Source organism: Pseudonocardia terrae (assembly GCF_021343995.1).
GTDB classification, from domain to species: domain Bacteria; phylum Actinomycetota; class Actinomycetes; order Mycobacteriales; family Pseudonocardiaceae; genus Pseudonocardia; species Pseudonocardia terrae.
This window is the reverse complement of sequence record NZ_JAJTTE010000036.1, coordinates 17445-35975: the sequence shown is the minus strand read 5'-3', so window position 1 is coordinate 35975 and position 18531 is coordinate 17445. Positions and strand designations below refer to the sequence as shown.

Genomic DNA, 18531 nt, shown 5'->3' with positions numbered 1-18531 from the left:
GCCGGTTGGTCAGGCCCGGACGGTCAGCCCCACCCGCTGGAACTCCTTGAGGTCCGAGTAGCCCGTCTTCGCCATCGCGCGGCGCAGCGCACCGAAGATGTCCACGGTGCCGTACGGCGTGGACGACGGCCCGAACAGCACCTGCTCCAGCGTGCGGTCCGACGGGGCGAAGCCCGTGACGTCCGAGCGCGGCAGCGACGGGTGCGCGGCCGCGGAGGTCCAGTAGAGCCCGTCGGCCGGGGCGTCGGCCGAGTCGGCGAGCTGCTCGCCGAGCATGACCGCGTCCGCCCCGCAGGCGATGGCCTTGGCGACGTCGCCGGAGCCGTTGATGCCGCCGTCGGCGATCACGTGGACGTACCGGCCGCCGGTCTCGTCGAGGTAGTCCCGGCGGGCCGCGGCCGCGTCGACCAGCGCGGTCGCCATCGGGACGCCGATGCCCAGCACCTCGTCCGTGGTGGTGGCGCTCGACTCGCCGTACCCGACGATCACACCGGCCGCGCCGGTGCGCATCAGGTGCATCGCGGTGCGGTAGTCGCCCACGCCGCCGGCGACCACCGGCACGTCGAGCGAGTTGATGAAGTCCTTCAGGTTGAGCGGCTCGCCCCTGCTCACGTGCTCGGCGGAGATGATCGTGCCCTGCACGACCAGGATCTCGACGCCGCCGGCGAGCAGCGCCGGGGTGAGCTCACGGGCCCGCTGCGGGCTGACCCGCGCCGCGACGGTGACGCCCGCGTCCCGCACCGTGCGCAGGGCCTCGGCGAGCAGGTCCTCCTGGATCGGGGCCGCGTGCAGCTCCTGCAGCATGCGGACGGCGGCGCTCGGGTCGTCCGAGTCGGCCGCCTCCACGACCCGGGCGATCGCGCCCTGGGCGTCGGCGTGCCGGGCCCACAGGCCTTCGGCGTTGAGCACCGACATGCCGCCGAGCTTGCCGATCGCGACCGCCGTGGCCGGCGAGACCACCGCGTCCGTCGGGTGCGTGACGAGCGGGATCTCGAAGCGGTACGCGTCGAGCTGCCAGGCGGTCGAGACCTCCTGCGAACTCCGCGTCCGCCGCGACGGCACGATCTCGACCTGGTTCAGGTCGTAGGCACGACGGGCCTCCCGGCCCATCCCGATCTCCACGAGGTCCCGCACGGGTGACCAGGGTAGAGGAGCGGGCCGACGGCTCAGCGAGCGGCGTAGTTCGGGGCCTCGACGGTCATCGTGATGTCGTGCGGGTGACTCTCCTTGAGCCCGGCGGCCGTGATCCGGACCAGCTGGGCCTGCTGGAGCTCGGGGATGGTCTGCGCGCCCGCGTAGCCCATCCCGGACCGCAGACCGCCCACGAGCTGGTGCACCACGAACTGCAGCGGGCCGCGGAACGGGATCCGCCCCTCGATGCCCTCGGGGACCAGCTTGTCCTCGCTGAGCACGTCGTCCTGCGCGTAGCGGTCCTTGGAGTACGACTTGGCGGTGCCGCGTGACTGCATGGCGCCGAGCGAGCCCATCCCGCGGTAGGTCTTGAACTGCTTGCCGCCGACGAAGATCAGCTCGCCGGGGGACTCCGCGGTGCCGGCGAGCAGGCTGCCGAGCATCACCGTGGAGGCGCCGGCCGCGATGGCCTTCGAGATGTCGCCGGAGTACTGGATGCCGCCGTCGGCGATCACCGGCACCCCGGCGGGCGCGCAGGCGCGCGAGGCCTCGTACACCGCGGTGATCTGCGGGGCACCGACGCCGGCGACCACGCGGGTGGTGCAGATCGAGCCCGGCCCCACGCCGACCTTCACCGCGTCCGCCCCGGCCTCGACCAGGGCCTGGGCCCCGGCGTAGGTCGCCACGTTGCCGCCGACGACGTCGACGGACTCACCGACCTCGGCCCGCAGTTTCGCGACGGTCTCCAGCACGCGGCGGGAGTGCCCGTGCGCGGTGTCGACCATCAGCACGTCCACCCCGGCGTCGACCAGGCCCATGGCCCGGGCGTACGCGTCCTCGCCGACGCCCACCGCGGCACCGACGACCAGCCGCCCGTCCGGGTCCTTGGTGGCCATCGGGTACTTCTCGGTCTTGTTGAAGTCCTTGATCGTGATCAGGCCGCGGAGCACGCCGTCGCCGTCGATGATCGGGAGCTTCTCGAGCTTGTGCCGACGCAGCAGGCCGAGCGCAGCCTCCGCCGTGACGCCGACCCGCGCGGTGATCAGCGGGGCCCGCGTCATCACCTCGTGCACCGGGCGCTGGTGGTCGACCTCGAAGCGCATGTCCCGGTTGGTGATGATCCCGACCAGCTTGCCCTCGGAGTCGGTGACCGGCAGGCCGGAGATGCGGTACTTGCCGCACAGCGCGTCGACCTCGGCCAGCGTCGCGTCGGGCGAGCAGGTCACCGGGTCGGTGACCATGCCGGCCTCGGAGCGCTTCACCACCTCGACCTGGGTGGCCTGCTCCTCGGCGGAGAGGTTGCGGTGCAGCACGCCGAGGCCGCCGGCGCGGGCCATGGCGATCGCCATCCGCGCCTCGGTCACGGTGTCCATCGGCGACGACACCAGGGGAACCCGGATCCGTACGCGGCGCGAGAGCTGCGTGCTCGTGTCGACCGCACTCGGTACGACGTCGGACTCCGCGGGGAGCAGCAGCACGTCGTCGAAGGTGAGGCCGAGCATCGCGAACTTCGGCGGCAGTCCGTTGATCTCGCTCGTCATGGCTGGTCGTGCACCCTTCACCGGACGTCCAGGCGGCCCGCTCGCGGCTCGGGTGGACCACCGTCGCAGGACACTATGGTATCCGGGCCTCCCGGCGGCTCCGGCCCGCCGTGGGGAGTCGCCCGACACACCCGGCATCCTGCGGCGCGCCGACCTCCGTCCCCAGGCCGGGTGAGTTGTCCACAGGCCTGTGGGTGGACCGGTGGACAGCATCCCGCCCGCCGGGCCCGACGCTGTACCGTGTGGACGTGGCGTTCGACGGCCTGCCCCCCGACCCCTTCGCGGGCGATCCCTACGACCCTGCCCTCTCGCTCGACGAGGCCGGGGCGGAGGAGCACGAGGAGCTGACCGAGGAGGAGCGCGAGGAGGTCGTGGCCGACCTCGCGGACCTCGCCGTCTACCAGGCGCTGCTCGAGCACCGCGGCATCCGCGGCATCCTCGTCGACTGCGCCGACTGCGGCGAGCAGCACTTCCACGAGTGGAACCTGCTGCGGTCGAGCCTGCAGCAGCTGCTCGACGAGGGACAGATGCGCCCGCACGAGCCCGCGTTCGACCCGGACCCCGCGCACTACGTCACGTGGGAGTACTGCCGGGGCTACGCCGACGCCGCGCTCAGCGACGACTGACCCGGGGCACGACGACCGACCCGAGGCGCCGGCACTCCCGGCCCCCGACCGCCGAAGGCCCCCGACCGGATCGGTCGGGGGCCTTCGTGCGTCACGCTGCGGGCGGCTCAGGTGGGGCCCGCCGCCGGCTCCGTGGTGGGCTGGACCGTGCTCGTCGAACCCAGCGACGAGGTGGTCGTGCCGTCGGCCGGCGTGGTCGACGACGGGGTCGTCGGTGAGGGGCTCGCCGCGCTGCCCTCGACGGTGGCCGACGACGGCGGCGGCGAGCTCGGCGGCACCGAGCTGCTCGGCGACGCCGGTGCGTTGGCGATCTTCGGGTCGACCGTACGCGGGTCCCGGGTGCGCGGATCATGGCCGTCCGACGGCGGGGTCGGCCGATCCGCTCTCGACGACGGCGTGGTGCTGGACGAGTCGGAACCGGCGCCGCCGGCCGGCTGCTGCTGCTCCTTGCTGCCCTCGGTCGCCGGAGGCCGCGGCCGCGGGGTGCCGTTGCGCAGCGGGGCCTGCGGGTCGGTCGGCTGACCGGCCGGCGTCTCCTGCACCTTCTGCGACAGGAAGGTCTGCTCGGCGGCGAGGTAGGTCTTCCCCTCCTCCGGGCGGACCTGGTCCAGCAGCGGCTTGAGCGCCTGCAGGTCCTGCTGCGCGCCGGTGGTGTCGCCGCGCTGGAGCTTGGCGTTGACCTGCTCGATGCGCTGCTTCACCTGGACGGCCGCGATCTTGGAGTTCGCCGCGTCCTTGTAGAGGACCTGCGTGACCCCGAACAGCGGGCTGCCCGGGTCGGCGTCCTGCGCACCGATCGAGACGCCCGCGATGCTGAAGACCAGCAGCGCGGCCGCGCCGGCGAGCGGGATCAGGTGCCGGCGGCGCGACGAGGGCCGCTTGACCGAACCGGCCTCGACGGCCGCCACCGCGGTGTCCAGGTCGATCAGCTCCGGGATCGGGTCGGCGTCGACCTCGGCCTTCCAGGCGGCGAGCATCGCGACGACCCTGTCGTCCGCGTCGTACCCGCTGTGCCCGGGGGCCGAGACGGTCATCCCGGCGGCGAGGGCGCTGATCAGCTCGTCGTCCGCCTGGACGGCGACGAGGTCCAACGGCTCGTCGGCGTACTCGGCGTCCTCGGCGTCCTCGGCGCGCGAGGCCGCGCGACCCGCCGGGAACGGGATGGGCCGGTTGGGCACGCCGTGCGGGCCGCCGGAGCGGTGGCCGTTGCTGCCGTTGCTGCCGTTCGCCCCGTTACGGGGGCGGCCGAAGGGGTGGCCGCCCCGGATGCCGCCCTGGTCGTCACGGTCGGACACTCAGACCACCTCCTCCTCGGGCATGTTCTTGCGCAGCCGGGCGAGTGCCCGGTGCTGGGCCACGCGGACGGCTCCGGGGGTGGAGCCCACGGCCTCCGCCGTCTCCTCCGCGCTGAGTCCCACGACCACGCGCAGGACGATGATCTCGCGTTGCTTCTCGGGCAGCTGGTCGAGCAGGCGCGACATCTGCTCGGACAGCTCGACGCGCAGGGCACGCTGCTCGGGGCCGTCCCCGGACTCGACGGAGTCCGGCACGTCCGCCACCGGTTCGGACCGGTTCCGACCCGCCGCACGGTGCGCGTCGATCACCTTGTGCGACGCGATCCCGTAGACGAAGGCCAGGAACGGGCGTCCCTGGACGCGGTAACCGGGCAGGGCCGTCAGCACGGCCAGACACACCTCCTGCGCGACGTCGTCCGCCGAGACGGACGACCGGTCCGTCCCGCCGAGGCGCGCGCGGCAGTACCGCACGACCAACGGCCGGATGGTGGCCAGTACACGTTCGACCGCTCCGCGGTCACCTGCCATCGCAGATGCCACCAGCTCGTCGAGAACGTCTGTCGGTTCACTCATCGCGCAGAGTCGTCCAGGCGTTACGCAGCATGTTCGTCATCATCCGTTCGGTGAGGCCGACTACGGAGAGTGCCGAATCGGGATCTCAGTGCCGACCACCGTAGCGAAGCCCCCGGAGCGTCCGGGAACCGCTCTCACGAGTGAGGACGGGCGAGAGGCACGCTGGTTGCCGTCCGTACCGGCGCCGACGCCGACGTGTCGGACCGCGTCGACGAGCGGTCGTCCGTGGGCGTGGGGCGACTGCGGCGCGTCACCGAGCGGAACCCGGTCGGGTCGGTCACGCGCGGCGACCGGCGCCCCGGGCGGGCGGCGGGAGCGGCCTCGGGAAGGCGCCCAGAGGGGCACGGTCCGTACAGAGGGGTACCGGAGGTGCGAGGGCCTACAGCGTCGTACACAGCCATACAAAGGCCCACAGGCCGCGCAGAAGGTGCAGAAGGGTGGCGCGGCAGCGGTCCCCCGAGGAGACCCGACAGGGACGCGCTGAGGCGCCGCAACTCGGTCGGCCGCGCGACGACGGGCCACGAACCGGTCGGCCGCGCGGCGGGGGCGGGCCGCGCGGCGGGCACGACGGGCCGGCGGCGCCACGGACGGGCGCGCACGGCGGTCGTGCGATGGCGGAGCGCGTGGCGGGACGGACCCGGCCGGTGCGTGGCTGCGCTGCGACAGCCACGGCCCTCGGCCGCGTCGTCCGCCCGGTCTCCCACCCGGACCCCCGTCCGGGTGCTCGTGCTGAGCTGCGGACCCGTGCGGGTCCGCGGGTCGTGCTCGGCTACCGCGTCAGGACACGAGGCCGCGACGGAAGCCGTGGGCCACGGCCTGCGCGCGGTCCCGCACGCCGAGCTTGCGGAACAGCCGGCGGGCGTGGGTCTTCACCGTGTCCTCGGACAGGTAGAGCTCGCGGCCGATCTGCCCGTTGCTCTTGCCCTGGCTCATCCCGCGCAGCACCTGCAGCTCGCGCTCGGTGAGCTGCACGCCGGGGTCGGCGGGCGCCCGCGGCGTGGGGACCGCGGTGGAGGCGAGGGTGTGGGCGAGGGCGGCCACCAGCTCGGGCCGGGAGGCGTCCCAGCGGAGGTAGCCCCGCGCACCGCCGGCGATGGCGGCGGCGATGCTGCCCGCGTCGTCGGGGGCGCCGAAGACGATGACGTTCGCCTGCGGGTGGGCCGCCACCAGACGCCTGGTGGCCTCCACCCCGGTGGGCACCGCGCGCTGGGTGCCGACCAGGACGACGTCGACCGGCTGCCGGGAGAACCGGGCCAGCAACTCGTCCCCATGGGCGACGCAATCGATCCGGTGCACCCCCGGCACCGCGGACATCACGCGGGTGAGACCTTCGCGGACGCTGCGACGATCGTCGCAGATGAGTACCGTCGTCACGACGATTCCTTCCTGCAGCTTCCTGCAGCCGGGTGATGTGTCACCCTCCGCATCGGCGAGTGACCGGACCACCTTGACACGATCAGGGCGACTTTGTGCCCTCCATTCGAGACCCGTGCGCCGAATGGCACTCGTCATGTGGGTGACGAGGGACCGAATGGAGTAATTACACTACCGCGAGCCTCATCTCACCCGGAGGCGCCTCCCCCCATCAGGCGCCGGGCCGTCCCCTCGGATCGGGCACGGATGACGCTCAGCGTGGCCGCCGCGGCGTGTCGTCGGCCCGTCGCACCGTTCGTCGCACAGATCGTCGATCGGAGCAACCGTTCGGGCCGCCGATCGTGTCGTGGCGACCCCTCGGAAGGCGGGCCCGACGGTCGCGCTGCGGCGCCGGACGGATCGCCCACCCGGGGCGGGCCCGGGAGGCCCTCCGCGGGCCCCGTCCGAGGGGTCCGGGAACCCGCCGGCGTTCCCTTCCCGGGCTCCCCGCGCCTGCCGTCCGGAGGGGGCGGCGCCGGGGCCGCGGAGGCCCGCCCGACGGCCGTCGCTGCGGCGTCCGCGGCGGCCAGCAGGGCCCGCCCAGGCGAGCGGGAGCAGCCCCGCCGCGGACGCCTCTTGCGCGACCGCGTCGAGGGCCGCCAGCGCCGCCTCCGGCGTCGGCGCGACGACGCCCTCGGTGCCTTCAGGACCCTCGGCGCCTTCCCCCGGTCCCCCGCCGTACCCCGCGACGGCCCGCACCGAGGCGACCACCGCGGCGAGGAGGCGCGACTTCAGCAGGTGGCCGGAGCGAGCTCGCCGCCGTGGACCCGCGGACGGCGCGGGCGGCGGCCGCGGACGCGGTGGCGAGATCGCCGCGGGCGAGCGCCAGCTCCGCGTGGACCCACGCGGTCCGGACGGCCGGTCGCCAGGGCACGGAGCCACCGGCGCGACCTGCCGGAAGGGCGTTCAGGACTGCATCCGCCCTGCTCAGCAGGCGTTCTGAGCGGGCGAGCGCGCCCTGCCCGAGCGCGTCGGCCGCCAGCCCGGCGAGCGCGTCGACCCGCGCGGACAGCAGGTCCGCACAGGCCCCCGCGAGCCCCGAGGCGGTGGCGCTGCGATCTGGAGGAAGCGCCCCGTGGCCGACCGGATCGGCGAGCCCGGCGAGGCTCGGTCCACCCGTCGCCGAGGCCGGTACGGAGGCGCTCGCACCGGCGCGCGACGGCGGCCCGGACGTACCCGACGGTCCCTCCACCACCGGTTCCGGAGCCGGCGTGCCGTCCACCGCGTGCCGGCCCTCCCGGACCCCGACGGTGAGGGCCAGCGCCTGCCCGTCGAGCCGCTCGGCGAGCGCGTGGCCACCCCGCTGGCGGAGGTGCGAGGCACGGGTGACGAGGGCGTGGGCGCGGATCTCCACGGGCACCCGCGGCTCGCGCAGGAGGGGCTCCAGGAGGGCCGCCGCGGCGGCGTACCGACCCTGCCCGCCGAGGGCCACGGCGGCCGCCCGGCGCACCGCCGGCCCCGCTCGTCCGACCCGTCCGACCGACACGCCGGGGTGGCCACCAAAGGCCACCTCACTCATGCGGCTGTCGTCCAAGTGGGCGGACCCGTTCAGGTACCGGCTACGGTCGTTACACCCACATGTACTAGTTCTTGTGGGTGATGAGAATCAGGTTCGTCACCGCGTCCGCCGCCGACGTCAACGAGTCGAGGCGGCCGATCCGTGGCGCGAGGACGATGTCCGTCCAGCCCGGCCCTGCGGCAAACGAGCGGAAGCGGGGCCGGGTACGGGGCAGCGCGGCGAAGAGATCGGGATCGGCCGTCCCCGGGCCCTGTGCCCACAGCACCACCGCGGCGGGCGCGGTGCGGCGCACGGCCGCCGCGAGGGCGTCGAGCGGCAGGTTCGGCCCGAGCGGGCGGTACGCCACGCCCCGCTCGGCCAGCACGGCTGCCAGGACGGCGAGCGGGAGGTGATGCCACTCGCCGGGCGCGCTCGCCAGCAGGACGGGGCGCGTGTCCGCCACGCTCCGGGCCGCTGCCAGCGAGCGGGCCCCGTACACCGCGGTCACGGCCTCACTGACCAGGTGTTCGATCTCCACCCCGGCGCCGGTCGACTCCCAGCGCTCGGCGACCGCACACAGCACCGGCCGGACGACGTCGTTCCAGGCCCGGACCAGCCCGTCGGCGGCGATGGCCTCGTCGACGAGGCGGCGCACCGCGGGCGCGTCCATCGACAGGGCCGCCCGCCCGACACCGCGGGCCCGCCGGCTCGCGCCGGGCAGCCGCAGCACCCGCCCGCCGACGCGCACGCGCGCGCCGAGGTCGAGCTCGTCGTCCGACGGCCGGCCCGCGAGCAGCAGCGGGCCGCCCTCCCCCGCCCCGGGCTCCGCGGCGCCCCGGCCGGGCACCCCGACGGGCCGCCCGGCGCCCGGATCCGGCAACCGCGCGGCGAGGGCGTGCCGCGCCGCCTCGGCCGGGCTCGCCCCCTGCAGCAACGCTCGCTGCATCAGCTCGAGACGAGCGATGTCCGCCGCCCCGTAGCGCCGGTGGGCGCCCGGGGTGTGGGCCGAGGGTCCGAGGCCGTAGCGCCGGTCCCAGGTCCGCAGGGTCGCCGGGGCGACGCCGAGCCGCCGCGCGACGGCGGCGACCGTCAACCGGGGGGTGTCGACGACCCCGGACGGGGTATTCGCCATGCGGCCCTCCGGTGCGCCGTGCTGGTCCACGTCAGCCCCAGGCGCAGGTCGGGCGCGCTCGGGCGCGTGCTCCGGCAGCGGCTGCGTGGTCACCCGCCCATGGTCGGGGCTCGCCCCCGCCGGGGCAACCGGACACGGCTCGTCGAGCGAACCTCTTGAACAAGGTTTGGCGCGTTTCTATGCTGGGCACCTCGTTGCCGAGCAACGACCTTCGCTTCGAACGGGTGGGTGATGACGGTGGCGGACATCAGGCGGCTCCCGGGGCCGGTCTCCGACGTCTGGGACTGGCAGATGCACGGGGCGTGCCGCGGGATGGACAGCTCGTTCTTCTTCCATCCCGAGGGCGAGCGCGGCCCGGCGCGGGCGAACCGCGAGCGGCGGGCCAAGGAGATCTGCGCGACCTGCCCGGTGATGGAGCTGTGCCGGCGGCACGCGCTGCAGGTGCAGGAGCCCTACGGCGTGTGGGGCGGGCTGTCCGAGCACGAGCGGGAGGCGATCATCCGCGGCCGCGACCGGCGGCTCAGGATCGAGGCGAAGAAGGGCGTGCAGCCCGCGTGAGGTGACCGCACGGCCCGTCGGAGCGCCGGAGAACGCCGGAGGGCGGGTGGCCGTGAGGCCACCCGCCCTTCGTATGCCGTACTACCGGGGTCGGTCCCGGCTCAGTGCCCGTGCCCGTGCCCGGCGGCGGCCGGGGCCGGCGGGGCCTCCTCGGGCTTGTCGACCACGGCGCTCTCGGTGGTGAGCACCATCCGCGCGATCGACGCGGCGTTGACCACCGCGTTGCGCGTGACCTTGACCGGGTCGATGACGCCGTCGGCCAGGAGGTCCGAGTAGGCCAGCGTGGCGGCGTTGAAGCCCTTGCCCCACTCCTGCTCGGCGACCTTGGCGGTGACGACCGCGCCCTCGACGCCGCCGTTGGCGGCGATCCAGTACAGCGGGGCGGTCAGCGCGCGACGGACGATCGCGACACCGGTGGCCTCGTCCCCGGGGAGCGTGAGCTCGCCCAGCGCGGCGGCGGCCTGGACCAGCGCCGACCCGCCGCCGGGGACGATGCCCTCCTCGACCGCGGCGCGGGTCGCGGCGACCGCGTCCTCGATGCGGTGCTTGCGCTCCTTGAGGGCGGTCTCGGTGGCCGCGCCGGCCTTGATGACCGCGACGCCGCCGGACAGCTTGGCCAGCCGCTCCTGCAGCTTCTCGCGGTCCCAGTCGGAGTCGGTGGTCTCGATCTCGCCCTTGATCTGGGCGACCCGACCCTCGATGTCCGCGGCCTTGCCGGCGCCCTCGACGATCGTCGTGGCGTCCTTGGTGACGACGACCCGGCGGGCCTTGCCCAGCAGGTCCAGCCCGGCCTCGGACAGCTTGAGCCCGACCTCCGGGTTGATGACCTGGCCGCCGGTCGCGATCGCGAGGTCGTCCATGAACGCCTTGCGACGGTCGCCGAAGAACGGCGACTTGACCGCGGCGACCTTGACGGTCTTGCGGATCGAGTTGACGACCAGGGTCGACAGGGCCTCGCCCTCGACGTCCTCGGCGATGATCAGCAGGGGCTTGCCCTCGCCCAGCACCTTCTCCAGCAGCGGGAGCAGGTCCTGGATCGAGCTGATCTTGTCGCGGTGCAGGAGGATGTAGGCGTCCTCGAGGACGGCCTCCATGCTCTCCGCGTCCGTGACGAAGTACGGCGACAGGTAGCCCTTGTCGAACTGCAGGCCCTCGGTGATCTCCAGCTCGGTGGCGAGCGTGGAGCCCTCCTCGACCGTGATCACGCCGTCGTTGCCGACGGAGCCGATGGCGTCGGCGATCAGCCGGCCGATCTCCTCCTCGCGGGAGGCGATGGTGCCGACCTGCGCGATGTGCTCGGCGCCGTTGACCGGGATGGCCTTGGACAGCAGCCAGTCCGACACCTTGTCCGCGGCGGCGGCGATGCCGCGGCCGAGGGCGGTCGGGTTGGCGCCGGCGGCCACGTTGCGCAGGCCCTCGCGGACCAGCGCCTGGGCGAGCACGGTGGCGGTGGTGGTGCCGTCGCCCGCGACGTCGTTCGTCTTGGTGGCGACGGTCTTCGCGAGCTGCGCCCCGAGGTTCTCGTACGGGTCCTCGAGGTCGATCTCGCGGGCGATGGTCACGCCGTCGTTCGTGACGGTCGGGCCACCGAACTTCTTGTCGATGACGACGTGGCGGCCGCGCGGGCCGAGCGTCACCTTCACGGCGTCGGCGAGCTGGTTGACACCCCGCTCGAGCGCGCGCCGCGTGTCCTCGTCGAAGCTGATCTGCTTCGGCATCAGAGCCTCTCGTTCATGGTGTGGAGACGGAACCGCCCCGGGGCCGCGCCCGGGAGACGGACGGAGGCCGCCGGGGCGGGATTCACGCGGCAGTCGTCAGTTGACGACGGCGAGCACGTCGCGCGCGGAGAGGATCAGGTACTCCTCGCCGTTGTACTTGACCTCGGTGCCGCCGTACTTCGAGTAGATGACGACGTCGCCGACGGCCACGTCGAGCGGCACGCGGTTGCCGTTGTCGTCGATCCGGCCCGGGCCGACCGCGAGGACCTTGCCCTCCTGCGGCTTCTCCTTGGCCGTGTCCGGGATGACGATGCCGGAGGCCGTGGTGGTCTCGGCCTCGCTGGCCTGGACGACGATCTTGTCCTCGAGCGGCTTGATGTTCGCCACGCTGACCTCCCCTTTCCTGGGGTGATTCACGAACTGTCCGTAGTACTGTCCACCGACAGCCGACCAGGGGCCCCGCCGTCGCGGGTGCCGGGGCGACCCGACCTGAACTGTGCGGTTGGCACTCTACCCACGAGAGTGCCAGCCGTTCAACGGGCCCGCCACCCGTTCGCGGTCGTAGGCTCCGGAGCCATGCCGACTGTGGGAGAACTCGAGGTCTCGCCCCTCTGTCTGGGCGCCAACGTCTTCGGCTGGACCGCCGACGCGGACACCTCGTTCGCGGTGCTCGACGCCTTCGCCGAGGCGGGCGGCACGTTCGTCGACACCGCGGACTCGTACATGTTCCGGGTTCCCGGCAACCGCGGCGGCGAATCCGAGACGATCATCGGGAACTGGATGGCCGCGCGCGGGAACCGGGACGCGATAGTCGTCGCCACGAAGGTGGGCTCGCTGCCGCAGCGCGCGGGCCTGGGCGGGGAGAACATCAAGGCCGCCTGCGAGGACTCGCTGCGCCGGCTGCGCACCGACCACATCGACCTGTACTACGCGCACAAGGACGACCCGGACACCGCGCAGGAGGAGACGCTCGACGCCTTCGACGCACTCGTCGAGGAGGGCAAGGTCCGCCAGGTCGGGGCGTCGAACTTCTCCGCCGCACGGCTGCGTTCGGCGCTGGAGATCTCCGCCCGGGACGGGCTGGTCCGCTACACCGCCCTCCAGCCGCACTACAACCTGATGGAGCGGGCCGAGTTCGAGTCGTCGCTGCAGGACCTGCTGCGGTCGGAGGGGATCGCCTGCCTACCGTACTACGCGCTGGCCAAGGGCTTCCTCACCGGCAAGTACCGCGGCGAGAAGGTCGACAGCGTGCGGGCCGAGGGCGCGTCGGCGTACCTCGAGGACCCGCGCGGGCGGGCCGTCCTGGCGGTGCTCGACGAGATCGCCGTGGGCCACGAGGTCCCCGTCCCGGCCGTCGCGCTCGCCTGGCTGGCCGCGCAGGACACCGTCGCCGCGCCGATCGCGTCGGCCCGCACGGTGGAGCAGCTGCAGAACCTGCTGCCGATGCTCACCCTGCGGCTCACCGACGACGAGCTGCGCCTCCTGTCCCACGTGAGCGGCTGACGCCGCCCGCGATCTCCTTCGGCATCGTGCCGACGACGAAGCAGGTAGGTCGCGCGACACACCTGCTTCGACGCCTTCACGCCGTCGATCCGGTCCTCGACGAAGGGGGGCTCGTCGTCGGCCGAGACGATGCCGACCCCTCGCCGGGGCGGTCGCCCGAGCGCCGCAGCGCCCGGGCCGCCGCGTAGGGCAGGCCTACGACGTGCCCGGACAAGGACGTCCCGCCGCGGATCGGGCAGGGAGCGTCCCGACCCGAGGGGGCGCCCTTGTCCGGATGGTTCTCTCAGGGGCGGCATGTCCGCCCGGCAGCCCGGCCGGGGTGCCGGACAGGACCGCCTTCTGCGCCGCGGCCCGAGCGGCGCACTTCCACCGCCCGTCACGTCGCTGCACCAGTGGTGCGGGTCCCTAGCCTGACAGGAGTCCTGGACGACTGTCAAGAATTCTCTTGACGTACGTCCAATCCGCTACCCTCGTCATCGTGACCACCGCTGCCGACCGGGTGTCCCGCCGCCAGGTCGACAAGTTCGAGGAGCGTCGCCGGCTGCTGGCCGAGGGCGCGCTGCAGACGCTGTCCGAGCGCGGCTACGCGCGCACCAGCCTGCGGGAGATCGCGCAGAACACCGAGTTCAGCCACGGCACGCTGCACTACTACTTCCGCGACAAGGTCGAGCTGATCATGTACTGCGTGCGCCGCTACAAGGCCGTGTGCGTGCAGCGCTACGACGCGATCGTCGCCGACGCGGAGACCCCGGAGGGCCTGGCCGCGGACTTCGCCGAGGGCCTCGCGACGACCTGCCGGGACGACGCGCTGATGCACCGGCTCTGGTACGACCTGCGCTCCCAGTCGCTGTTCGAGGAGTCCTTCCGGCCCGACGTCGCCGAGATCGACGAGAGCCTGGAGCGGATGATCTGGCGGATCGTCGGCCGCTACGCCGAGCTGGGGGGCCGGGAGGCCACGTGCAGCTCCGCGCTGGCCTACGCGACCTTCGACGGGCTGTTCCAGCAGGCGCTGCTCCGCCACCTCGCCGGCTCCGGGCTCGCCCTCGACGACCTCCGGACCGGTGCCCGGCACCTCCTCGACCACGTGGTCTGCGCGTAGCTCCAGCGGCTCCGCCGCCCGTGCGCGGCGTCAGGCGCCTGTGCGCGGCGTCAGGCGCGGGCCAGGCGCAGGCCGAGCGACCCGACGGCCACGGCGATCCCGACCGAGATCCACAGCGCCGCGTGCAGGCCGGCCGCGAGGTTCCCCGCCGCGAGCGCGCCGAACAGGCCGACGCCCACCACGCTGCCCGCCTGCCGGGCCGTGTTGAGCGTGCCCGCCGCGACGCCAGACCGCGCTGGTTCGACGCTGCCGAGCAGTGCCGCCGTCATGGCCGGGACCACCAGCCCGAGACCGAACCCGGCGATCGCGAGGCCGACGACGATCGCGTCGGCGGTGAGGACGGTCAGGCAGCCCGCGGCGAGCAGCCCCGCTCCCACGGCGACGGTCCGGCGCGGGCCGCCGAGGCGGGCGGCCAGCAGGTTCGCGATGCCCACGGCGACCGTCGTCGGCGCGAAGACCAGGCCGGTGACCAGCGGCGACCGGCCGAGAGCCTGCTGCAGGTAGAGCCCGAGCACGAAGATCAGCCCGTAGAAGGACACGTTGACCAGCACACCGATCGCCGACGCCGAGGCGAACACCGGCCGCCGGAACAACGCGAGCGGCAGCATGGGCGTCGCGCCGCGGGACTCGGCGACCACGAACCCGATCCCGGCCAGGAGGGCGAGCCCGTAGAGGCCCAGCACCGACGGCGCGCCGAACCCCGCGACGCCGCCCAGGATGGTCGCCCCGGCCAGCGCCGCGAGCGCCGTGACGGCGGCGAGCTGGCCGGGGAGGTCGACGCCCCGGGCGCGGGAGGCGGGCGTCTCCGGCACCCGGCGGGCGGTGATCAGCACCCCGACGATCCCCAGCGGCACGTTGATCAGGAACAACGTCCGCCAGCCCGCGACCTGGACGAGCAGGCCGCCGAGCAGCGGGCCCGCGGACAGCGCGATGCTCGCCCCCGCCGCCCAGATCCCGACGGCGCGGGCCCGGGCGGCCGGCGTCGGATGGGCGTGCGCGACCAGTGCCAGCGAGCACGGCACCAGAACCGCGGCCCCGACTCCTTGCACGGCCCGCGCGGCGATCAGCGCGCCGAGCCCGGGTGCCAGCCCGCAGGCCACCGACGCCAGCGTGAACAGCACGAACCCGCCGGTGAACAGGCGGCGGGCGCCGATCCGGTCGCCGAACGCGCCCGCGGTCAGGATCAGCGCGGCGAAGGTGACGGTGTAGGCGTTGACCACCCACTGCCCGCCGGCCACGCCCCCGCCGAGGGCCTGCCCGATCGCCTCGACGGCCACGTTCACGGCGGTCACGTCCAGCTGCACCACGCCGAAGCCGAGCGACGCGGCGACGAGGGTCCACAGTCCGGTACGCACACTCCTCGACACGCCTCCCGACGCTAGGCGCGGACCGCTTCGACGGCCGTCGAACCGTTCCGGCCCTAGCCTCGGGGCATGCCCGGAGACGCCGACATCGCCGCGGTCGGCGCGCTGCTCGGCGACGAGCGCCGCTGCCGCATCCTGCTCGCCCTCGACGACGGCCGCGCCCTGCCCGCGAGCCGGCTCGCGGCCGAGGCCGGCGTGAGCGCCGCGACCGCCAGCAGCCACCTCGGCAAGCTGCGCGAGGGCGGGCTGGTGACCGTGGAGACGCACGGCCGGCACCGCTTCTACCGGCTCGCCGGCCCGCACGTCGGGCGGCTGCTGGAGGCGATGGTCGCCCTCGCGCCACCCCGGCCGGTCACGTCGCTGCGCGAGGGCACCCGCGCGCGGGCGCTGCGCCGGGCCCGGACCTGCTACGACCATCTCGCCGGCGAGCTCGGCGTCGCGATCATGCGGCACCTCGTCGACGCCGGCCTGCTCGGTGGTGGCGACGGCCGGCGCGACCACGCGGACCCGCCCGTCGGGTTCGGGCACGACGTCGACTACCGGTTCACCGCCGACGGCGACGCCTGGCTCGACGACTTCGGCGTCCGCCTCGCCCCCGGCCGCCGCACGATCCGCTACTGCGTCGACTGGACCGAGCAGGCCCACCACCTGTCCGGCGCGGCGGGCGCGGGGATCCTGGCCCGGCTCGTCGAGCTGGACTGGGTGCGGCGCGCACCGAAGGACCGCGCCGTCACCGTCACCGAGGCGGGCCAGGAGGGGTTGGCCCGCACCTTCGGTGTCTGATCCCGCGAGTCGGCACCTCCGGTCGGGCGGACGTGCGATCCCGGGAGCGACCGGGATGTGCGACTCGGTCACCCGGAGGTGCCGACTCGCGGGTCAGGGAACCAGGACCTCGGTGACCCGCAGGCTCGAGTTGGCCGGGAGGGCGAGGTCGGACGGTGTGGCGCCGGTGTGGGCGAGGTGCGCGCCGAGCGCGGCGACCATCGCGCCGTTGTCCGTGCAGAGCACCGGGCGGGGCACCCGCAGCCGCAGGCCCGCGGCGGTGCAGCGCTCCTCGGCCAGCGCCCGCAGCCGCGAGTTGGCCGCGACCCCGCCGCCGAGCAGCACCGTGTCCATGCCGTACTCCTGCGCGGCCTTCACGGTCTTCATGGTGAGGACGTCCGTCACGGCCTCCTGGAACGACGCGGCGACGTCCGCGACCGGGATCGGGGTCCCCGCCCGCTCCAGCGCCTCGACGTGCCGCGCGACGGCCGTCTTGAGCCCGGAGAACGAGAAGTCGTACTTCGCGTCCCGCGGCCCGGTGAGCCCGCGGGGGAAGTGGATCGCGGCCGGGTCGCCCTCGCGTGCGGCCTTGTCGATCCACGGGCCGCCGGGGAAGGGCAGCCCGAGCAGCCGGGCGACCTTGTCGAACGCCTCGCCCGCGGCGTCGTCGATCGTGGCGCCGAGCGGGGTGACGGGTCCGGCGAGGTCCGGCACCGCGAGCAGGCTCGAGTGCCCGCCGGAGACGAGCAGCGCCAGCGCCGGCGGCAACGGCCCGTGCTGCACGGTGTCGACCGCGACGTGCGCGGCCAGGTGGTTCACCCCGTACAGCGGGACGTCCCACGCCGTGGCGTAGGCCTTGGCCGCCGCGACCCCGACGAGCAACGCGCCGGCGAGCCCGGGACCCGCGGTGACGGCCACGGCGTCGACGTCGGAGCCCTTCAGGCCGGCGGTCTCCAGCGCCCGGTGCACCGCCGGGACCATCGCCTGCAGGTGCGCCCGCGACGCCACCTCCGGGACCACGCCGCCGAACCGGGCGTGCTCCTCCACGCTCGACGCGATCTCGTTCGCGAGCAGCTCGGCGACCCCGGACCCCGACATCCGGACGATCCCCACGCCGGTCTCGTCGCAGGAGGTCTCGATACCGAGAACGATCGTCACCGGGGGTCCCTCTTCATCGTGTAGGCGTCGGCCCCGCTGGGCCGGTAGTACCGCTTCCGCAGCCCGACGACGGCGAACCCGGTCTTCTCGTAGAGCCCGATGGCGGGCTCGTTGTCCGTCCGGACCTCGAGGAACACCGTCGCGTGCAGCTCGTCGGCGACGCCCAGCAGGGCGTCGAGCAGCCGGCGGCCGACGCCGCGGCCCTGGTGGGCGGGGTCGACGCCGATGGTGTGCACCTCCGCCTCGGCCTGCGGCGGACCCGCGGTGACGCCGAGCCCGGCGTACCCGACGAGCTCGCCGTCGAGCCGGGCGGCGAAGTACGGGAGGCCGCGCGAGACCTCGTCGCGGAACGCCTGGGCGCTCCAGGGGTCGTCGCCCGGGAAGAGGACCTTCTCCAGCTCGGCGCAGCGCGGCGCGTCGGCCCGGTACAACGGGCCGATCGTCACGGTGCCGGTCCCGCTCACGTGTGCACCTTCTTCCGCTCCCCGGGCGGGACCGCGTCGGGCCGGCGCAGGTAGAGCGGCTCGAGCGGGCCCGGGGCTCGACCGGAGTCCAGGGCCGGGGCGGCCGCGGCGACCAGGCCGGCGGGCGTGGGGCTCGCGGGCTCGCGCACGGGCAGGCCGAAGCGCTCGGCCATCGTTCCGGCGGCGGCGACCAGGTGCAGGCCGTCGAGCCGCTCGGCCACCGCGTCGGGGCTCTCGACGGTCGGCCCGGTCAGCCGGGCGCCCTCCGCCTCGTACGCGGCCCAGTACACCTCGCGGCGCCGCGCGTCCGTGGCCACCAACAGGTTCCCGGTGAGCTTGCCGGGCAGCACGACGGCCTGGGCGATCGCGTCGAGCGAGCAGACCCCGTGCACCGGGACGCCGAGCGCGTCGCCCAGCGAGGCGGCGGTGACCATGCCGACCCGCAGGCCGGTGAACGGCCCGGGCCCGGCGCCGACGACGATCGCCTCCACCTCGCCCAGCCGGATCCCGGCGTCGGCGCAGGCGCCCTGCACGCCGGGCATGAGCAGCTCGCCGTGCTTGCGGGCGTCGTGCGCGACCCGCACGCCGAGCTCGGCGACGCGGGCGCCGGGGCCGTCGGTCAGCCGCACGACACCGGCGGTGACGGCGGGCGTGGCGGTGTCCAGGGCCAGCACGAGCACGCCACCGAGCCTACGA

Annotated in this window: 18 protein-coding genes; 5 read left to right on the top strand and 13 right to left on the bottom strand. The window is 74.4% G+C overall.

Going from position 1 to position 18531, the window contains the following annotated elements; all coding sequences use genetic code 11:
* Window positions 1-9: 9 nt before the first annotated feature.
* Complete coding sequence (locus LWC33_RS22785) at window positions 10-1134, bottom strand: GuaB3 family IMP dehydrogenase-related protein (RefSeq protein WP_233306471.1); 1125 nt, start codon at window positions 1132-1134, stop codon at window positions 10-12.
* Window positions 1135-1166: 32 nt separating this feature from the next.
* On the bottom strand, window positions 1167-2672 hold the full coding sequence (gene guaB / locus LWC33_RS22780) for an IMP dehydrogenase (protein WP_233306470.1): 1506 nt from the start codon (window positions 2670-2672) through the stop codon (window positions 1167-1169).
* 242 nt (window positions 2673-2914) lie between these two features.
* On the opposite strand from guaB, the gene LWC33_RS22775 reads away from it, so the two are divergent.
* Window positions 2915-3298 (top strand): DUF5319 family protein, encoded by a 384-nt coding sequence (locus LWC33_RS22775; protein WP_233306469.1) that lies wholly within the window; start codon window positions 2915-2917, stop codon window positions 3296-3298.
* 107 nt (window positions 3299-3405) lie between these two features.
* Here the strand turns inward: LWC33_RS22775 and LWC33_RS22770 are convergent, their stop codons facing one another.
* From LWC33_RS22770 to LWC33_RS22750, 5 genes are all read right to left on the bottom strand, one after another.
* The gene (locus tag LWC33_RS22770) at window positions 3406-4593 is read right to left on the bottom strand and encodes an anti-sigma-D factor RsdA (protein ID WP_233306468.1); all 1188 of its coding nucleotides are present in this window, start codon (window positions 4591-4593) and stop codon (window positions 3406-3408) included.
* Window positions 4594-5166 carry a sigma-70 family RNA polymerase sigma factor gene (locus LWC33_RS22765; protein ID WP_233306467.1) on the bottom strand — a complete coding sequence of 191 codons (573 nt, stop codon included), beginning with the start codon at window positions 5164-5166 and terminating at the stop codon, window positions 4594-4596.
* Window positions 5167-5943: 777 nt separating this feature from the next.
* Window positions 5944-6540 (bottom strand): response regulator transcription factor, encoded by a 597-nt coding sequence (locus tag LWC33_RS22760; protein WP_037046231.1) that lies wholly within the window; start codon window positions 6538-6540, stop codon window positions 5944-5946.
* A 682-nt stretch (window positions 6541-7222) separates the two neighbouring features.
* Window positions 7223-8098, bottom strand: a complete 876-nt coding sequence (locus LWC33_RS22755) for a hypothetical protein (RefSeq protein ID WP_233306466.1) — start codon at window positions 8096-8098, stop codon at window positions 7223-7225.
* Between the two features lie 64 nt (window positions 8099-8162).
* Window positions 8163-9302, bottom strand: coding sequence for a MerR family transcriptional regulator (locus LWC33_RS22750; protein WP_233306465.1), 1140 nt, complete (start codon window positions 9300-9302; stop codon window positions 8163-8165).
* A 144-nt stretch (window positions 9303-9446) separates the two neighbouring features.
* Between LWC33_RS22750 and LWC33_RS22745 the strand changes: the two genes are divergently transcribed.
* Window positions 9447-9767 carry a WhiB family transcriptional regulator gene (locus LWC33_RS22745; RefSeq protein ID WP_308190991.1) on the top strand — a complete coding sequence of 107 codons (321 nt, stop codon included), beginning with the start codon at window positions 9447-9449 and terminating at the stop codon, window positions 9765-9767.
* 101 nt (window positions 9768-9868) lie between these two features.
* Here LWC33_RS22745 and groL read toward each other — a convergent pair whose 3' ends face one another.
* Both groL and groES read right to left on the bottom strand, forming a co-directional pair.
* Complete coding sequence (gene groL, locus LWC33_RS22740; RefSeq protein WP_233306463.1) at window positions 9869-11485, bottom strand: chaperonin GroEL; 1617 nt, start codon at window positions 11483-11485, stop codon at window positions 9869-9871.
* 96 nt (window positions 11486-11581) lie between these two features.
* Window positions 11582-11872, bottom strand: a complete 291-nt coding sequence (groES, locus tag LWC33_RS22735) for a co-chaperone GroES (RefSeq protein ID WP_013677399.1) — start codon at window positions 11870-11872, stop codon at window positions 11582-11584.
* 189 nt (window positions 11873-12061) lie between these two features.
* Here groES and LWC33_RS22730 point away from each other — a divergent pair, with 189 nt between their 5' ends.
* Together LWC33_RS22730 and LWC33_RS22725 are read left to right on the top strand one after the other, a co-directional pair.
* Entirely contained in the window at window positions 12062-12988 is a 927-nt protein-coding gene (locus LWC33_RS22730) for an aldo/keto reductase (protein ID WP_233306462.1), read from the top strand.
* A 478-nt stretch (window positions 12989-13466) separates the two neighbouring features.
* Window positions 13467-14087, top strand: coding sequence for a TetR/AcrR family transcriptional regulator (locus tag LWC33_RS22725; protein ID WP_233306461.1), 621 nt, complete (start codon window positions 13467-13469; stop codon window positions 14085-14087).
* A 50-nt stretch (window positions 14088-14137) separates the two neighbouring features.
* Here LWC33_RS22725 and LWC33_RS22720 read toward each other — a convergent pair whose 3' ends face one another.
* Complete coding sequence (locus LWC33_RS22720; RefSeq protein ID WP_233306460.1) at window positions 14138-15454, bottom strand: MFS transporter; 1317 nt, start codon at window positions 15452-15454, stop codon at window positions 14138-14140.
* Window positions 15455-15520: 66 nt separating this feature from the next.
* On the opposite strand from LWC33_RS22720, the gene LWC33_RS22715 reads away from it, so the two are divergent.
* Entirely contained in the window at window positions 15521-16234 is a 714-nt protein-coding gene (locus tag LWC33_RS22715) for an ArsR/SmtB family transcription factor (protein ID WP_233306459.1), read from the top strand.
* A 93-nt stretch (window positions 16235-16327) separates the two neighbouring features.
* Here the strand turns inward: LWC33_RS22715 and tsaD are convergent, their stop codons facing one another.
* From tsaD to tsaB, 3 genes are read right to left on the bottom strand one after another with little or no spacing between them, the layout of a single operon-like run.
* A complete protein-coding gene (gene tsaD / locus LWC33_RS22710) occupies window positions 16328-17371 on the bottom strand; it encodes a tRNA (adenosine(37)-N6)-threonylcarbamoyltransferase complex transferase subunit TsaD (RefSeq protein ID WP_308190990.1) in 1044 nt (347 codons plus the stop codon).
* Window positions 17368-17817 (bottom strand): ribosomal protein S18-alanine N-acetyltransferase, encoded by a 450-nt coding sequence (gene rimI, locus LWC33_RS22705; protein WP_233306503.1) that lies wholly within the window; start codon window positions 17815-17817, stop codon window positions 17368-17370. The genes tsaD and rimI overlap by 4 nt, the downstream gene beginning before the upstream one ends.
* A gap of 14 nt (window positions 17818-17831) precedes the next feature.
* Window positions 17832-18515, bottom strand: a complete 684-nt coding sequence (gene tsaB, locus LWC33_RS22700; protein ID WP_233306458.1) for a tRNA (adenosine(37)-N6)-threonylcarbamoyltransferase complex dimerization subunit type 1 TsaB — start codon at window positions 18513-18515, stop codon at window positions 17832-17834.
* Window positions 18516-18531 lie beyond the last annotated feature (16 nt).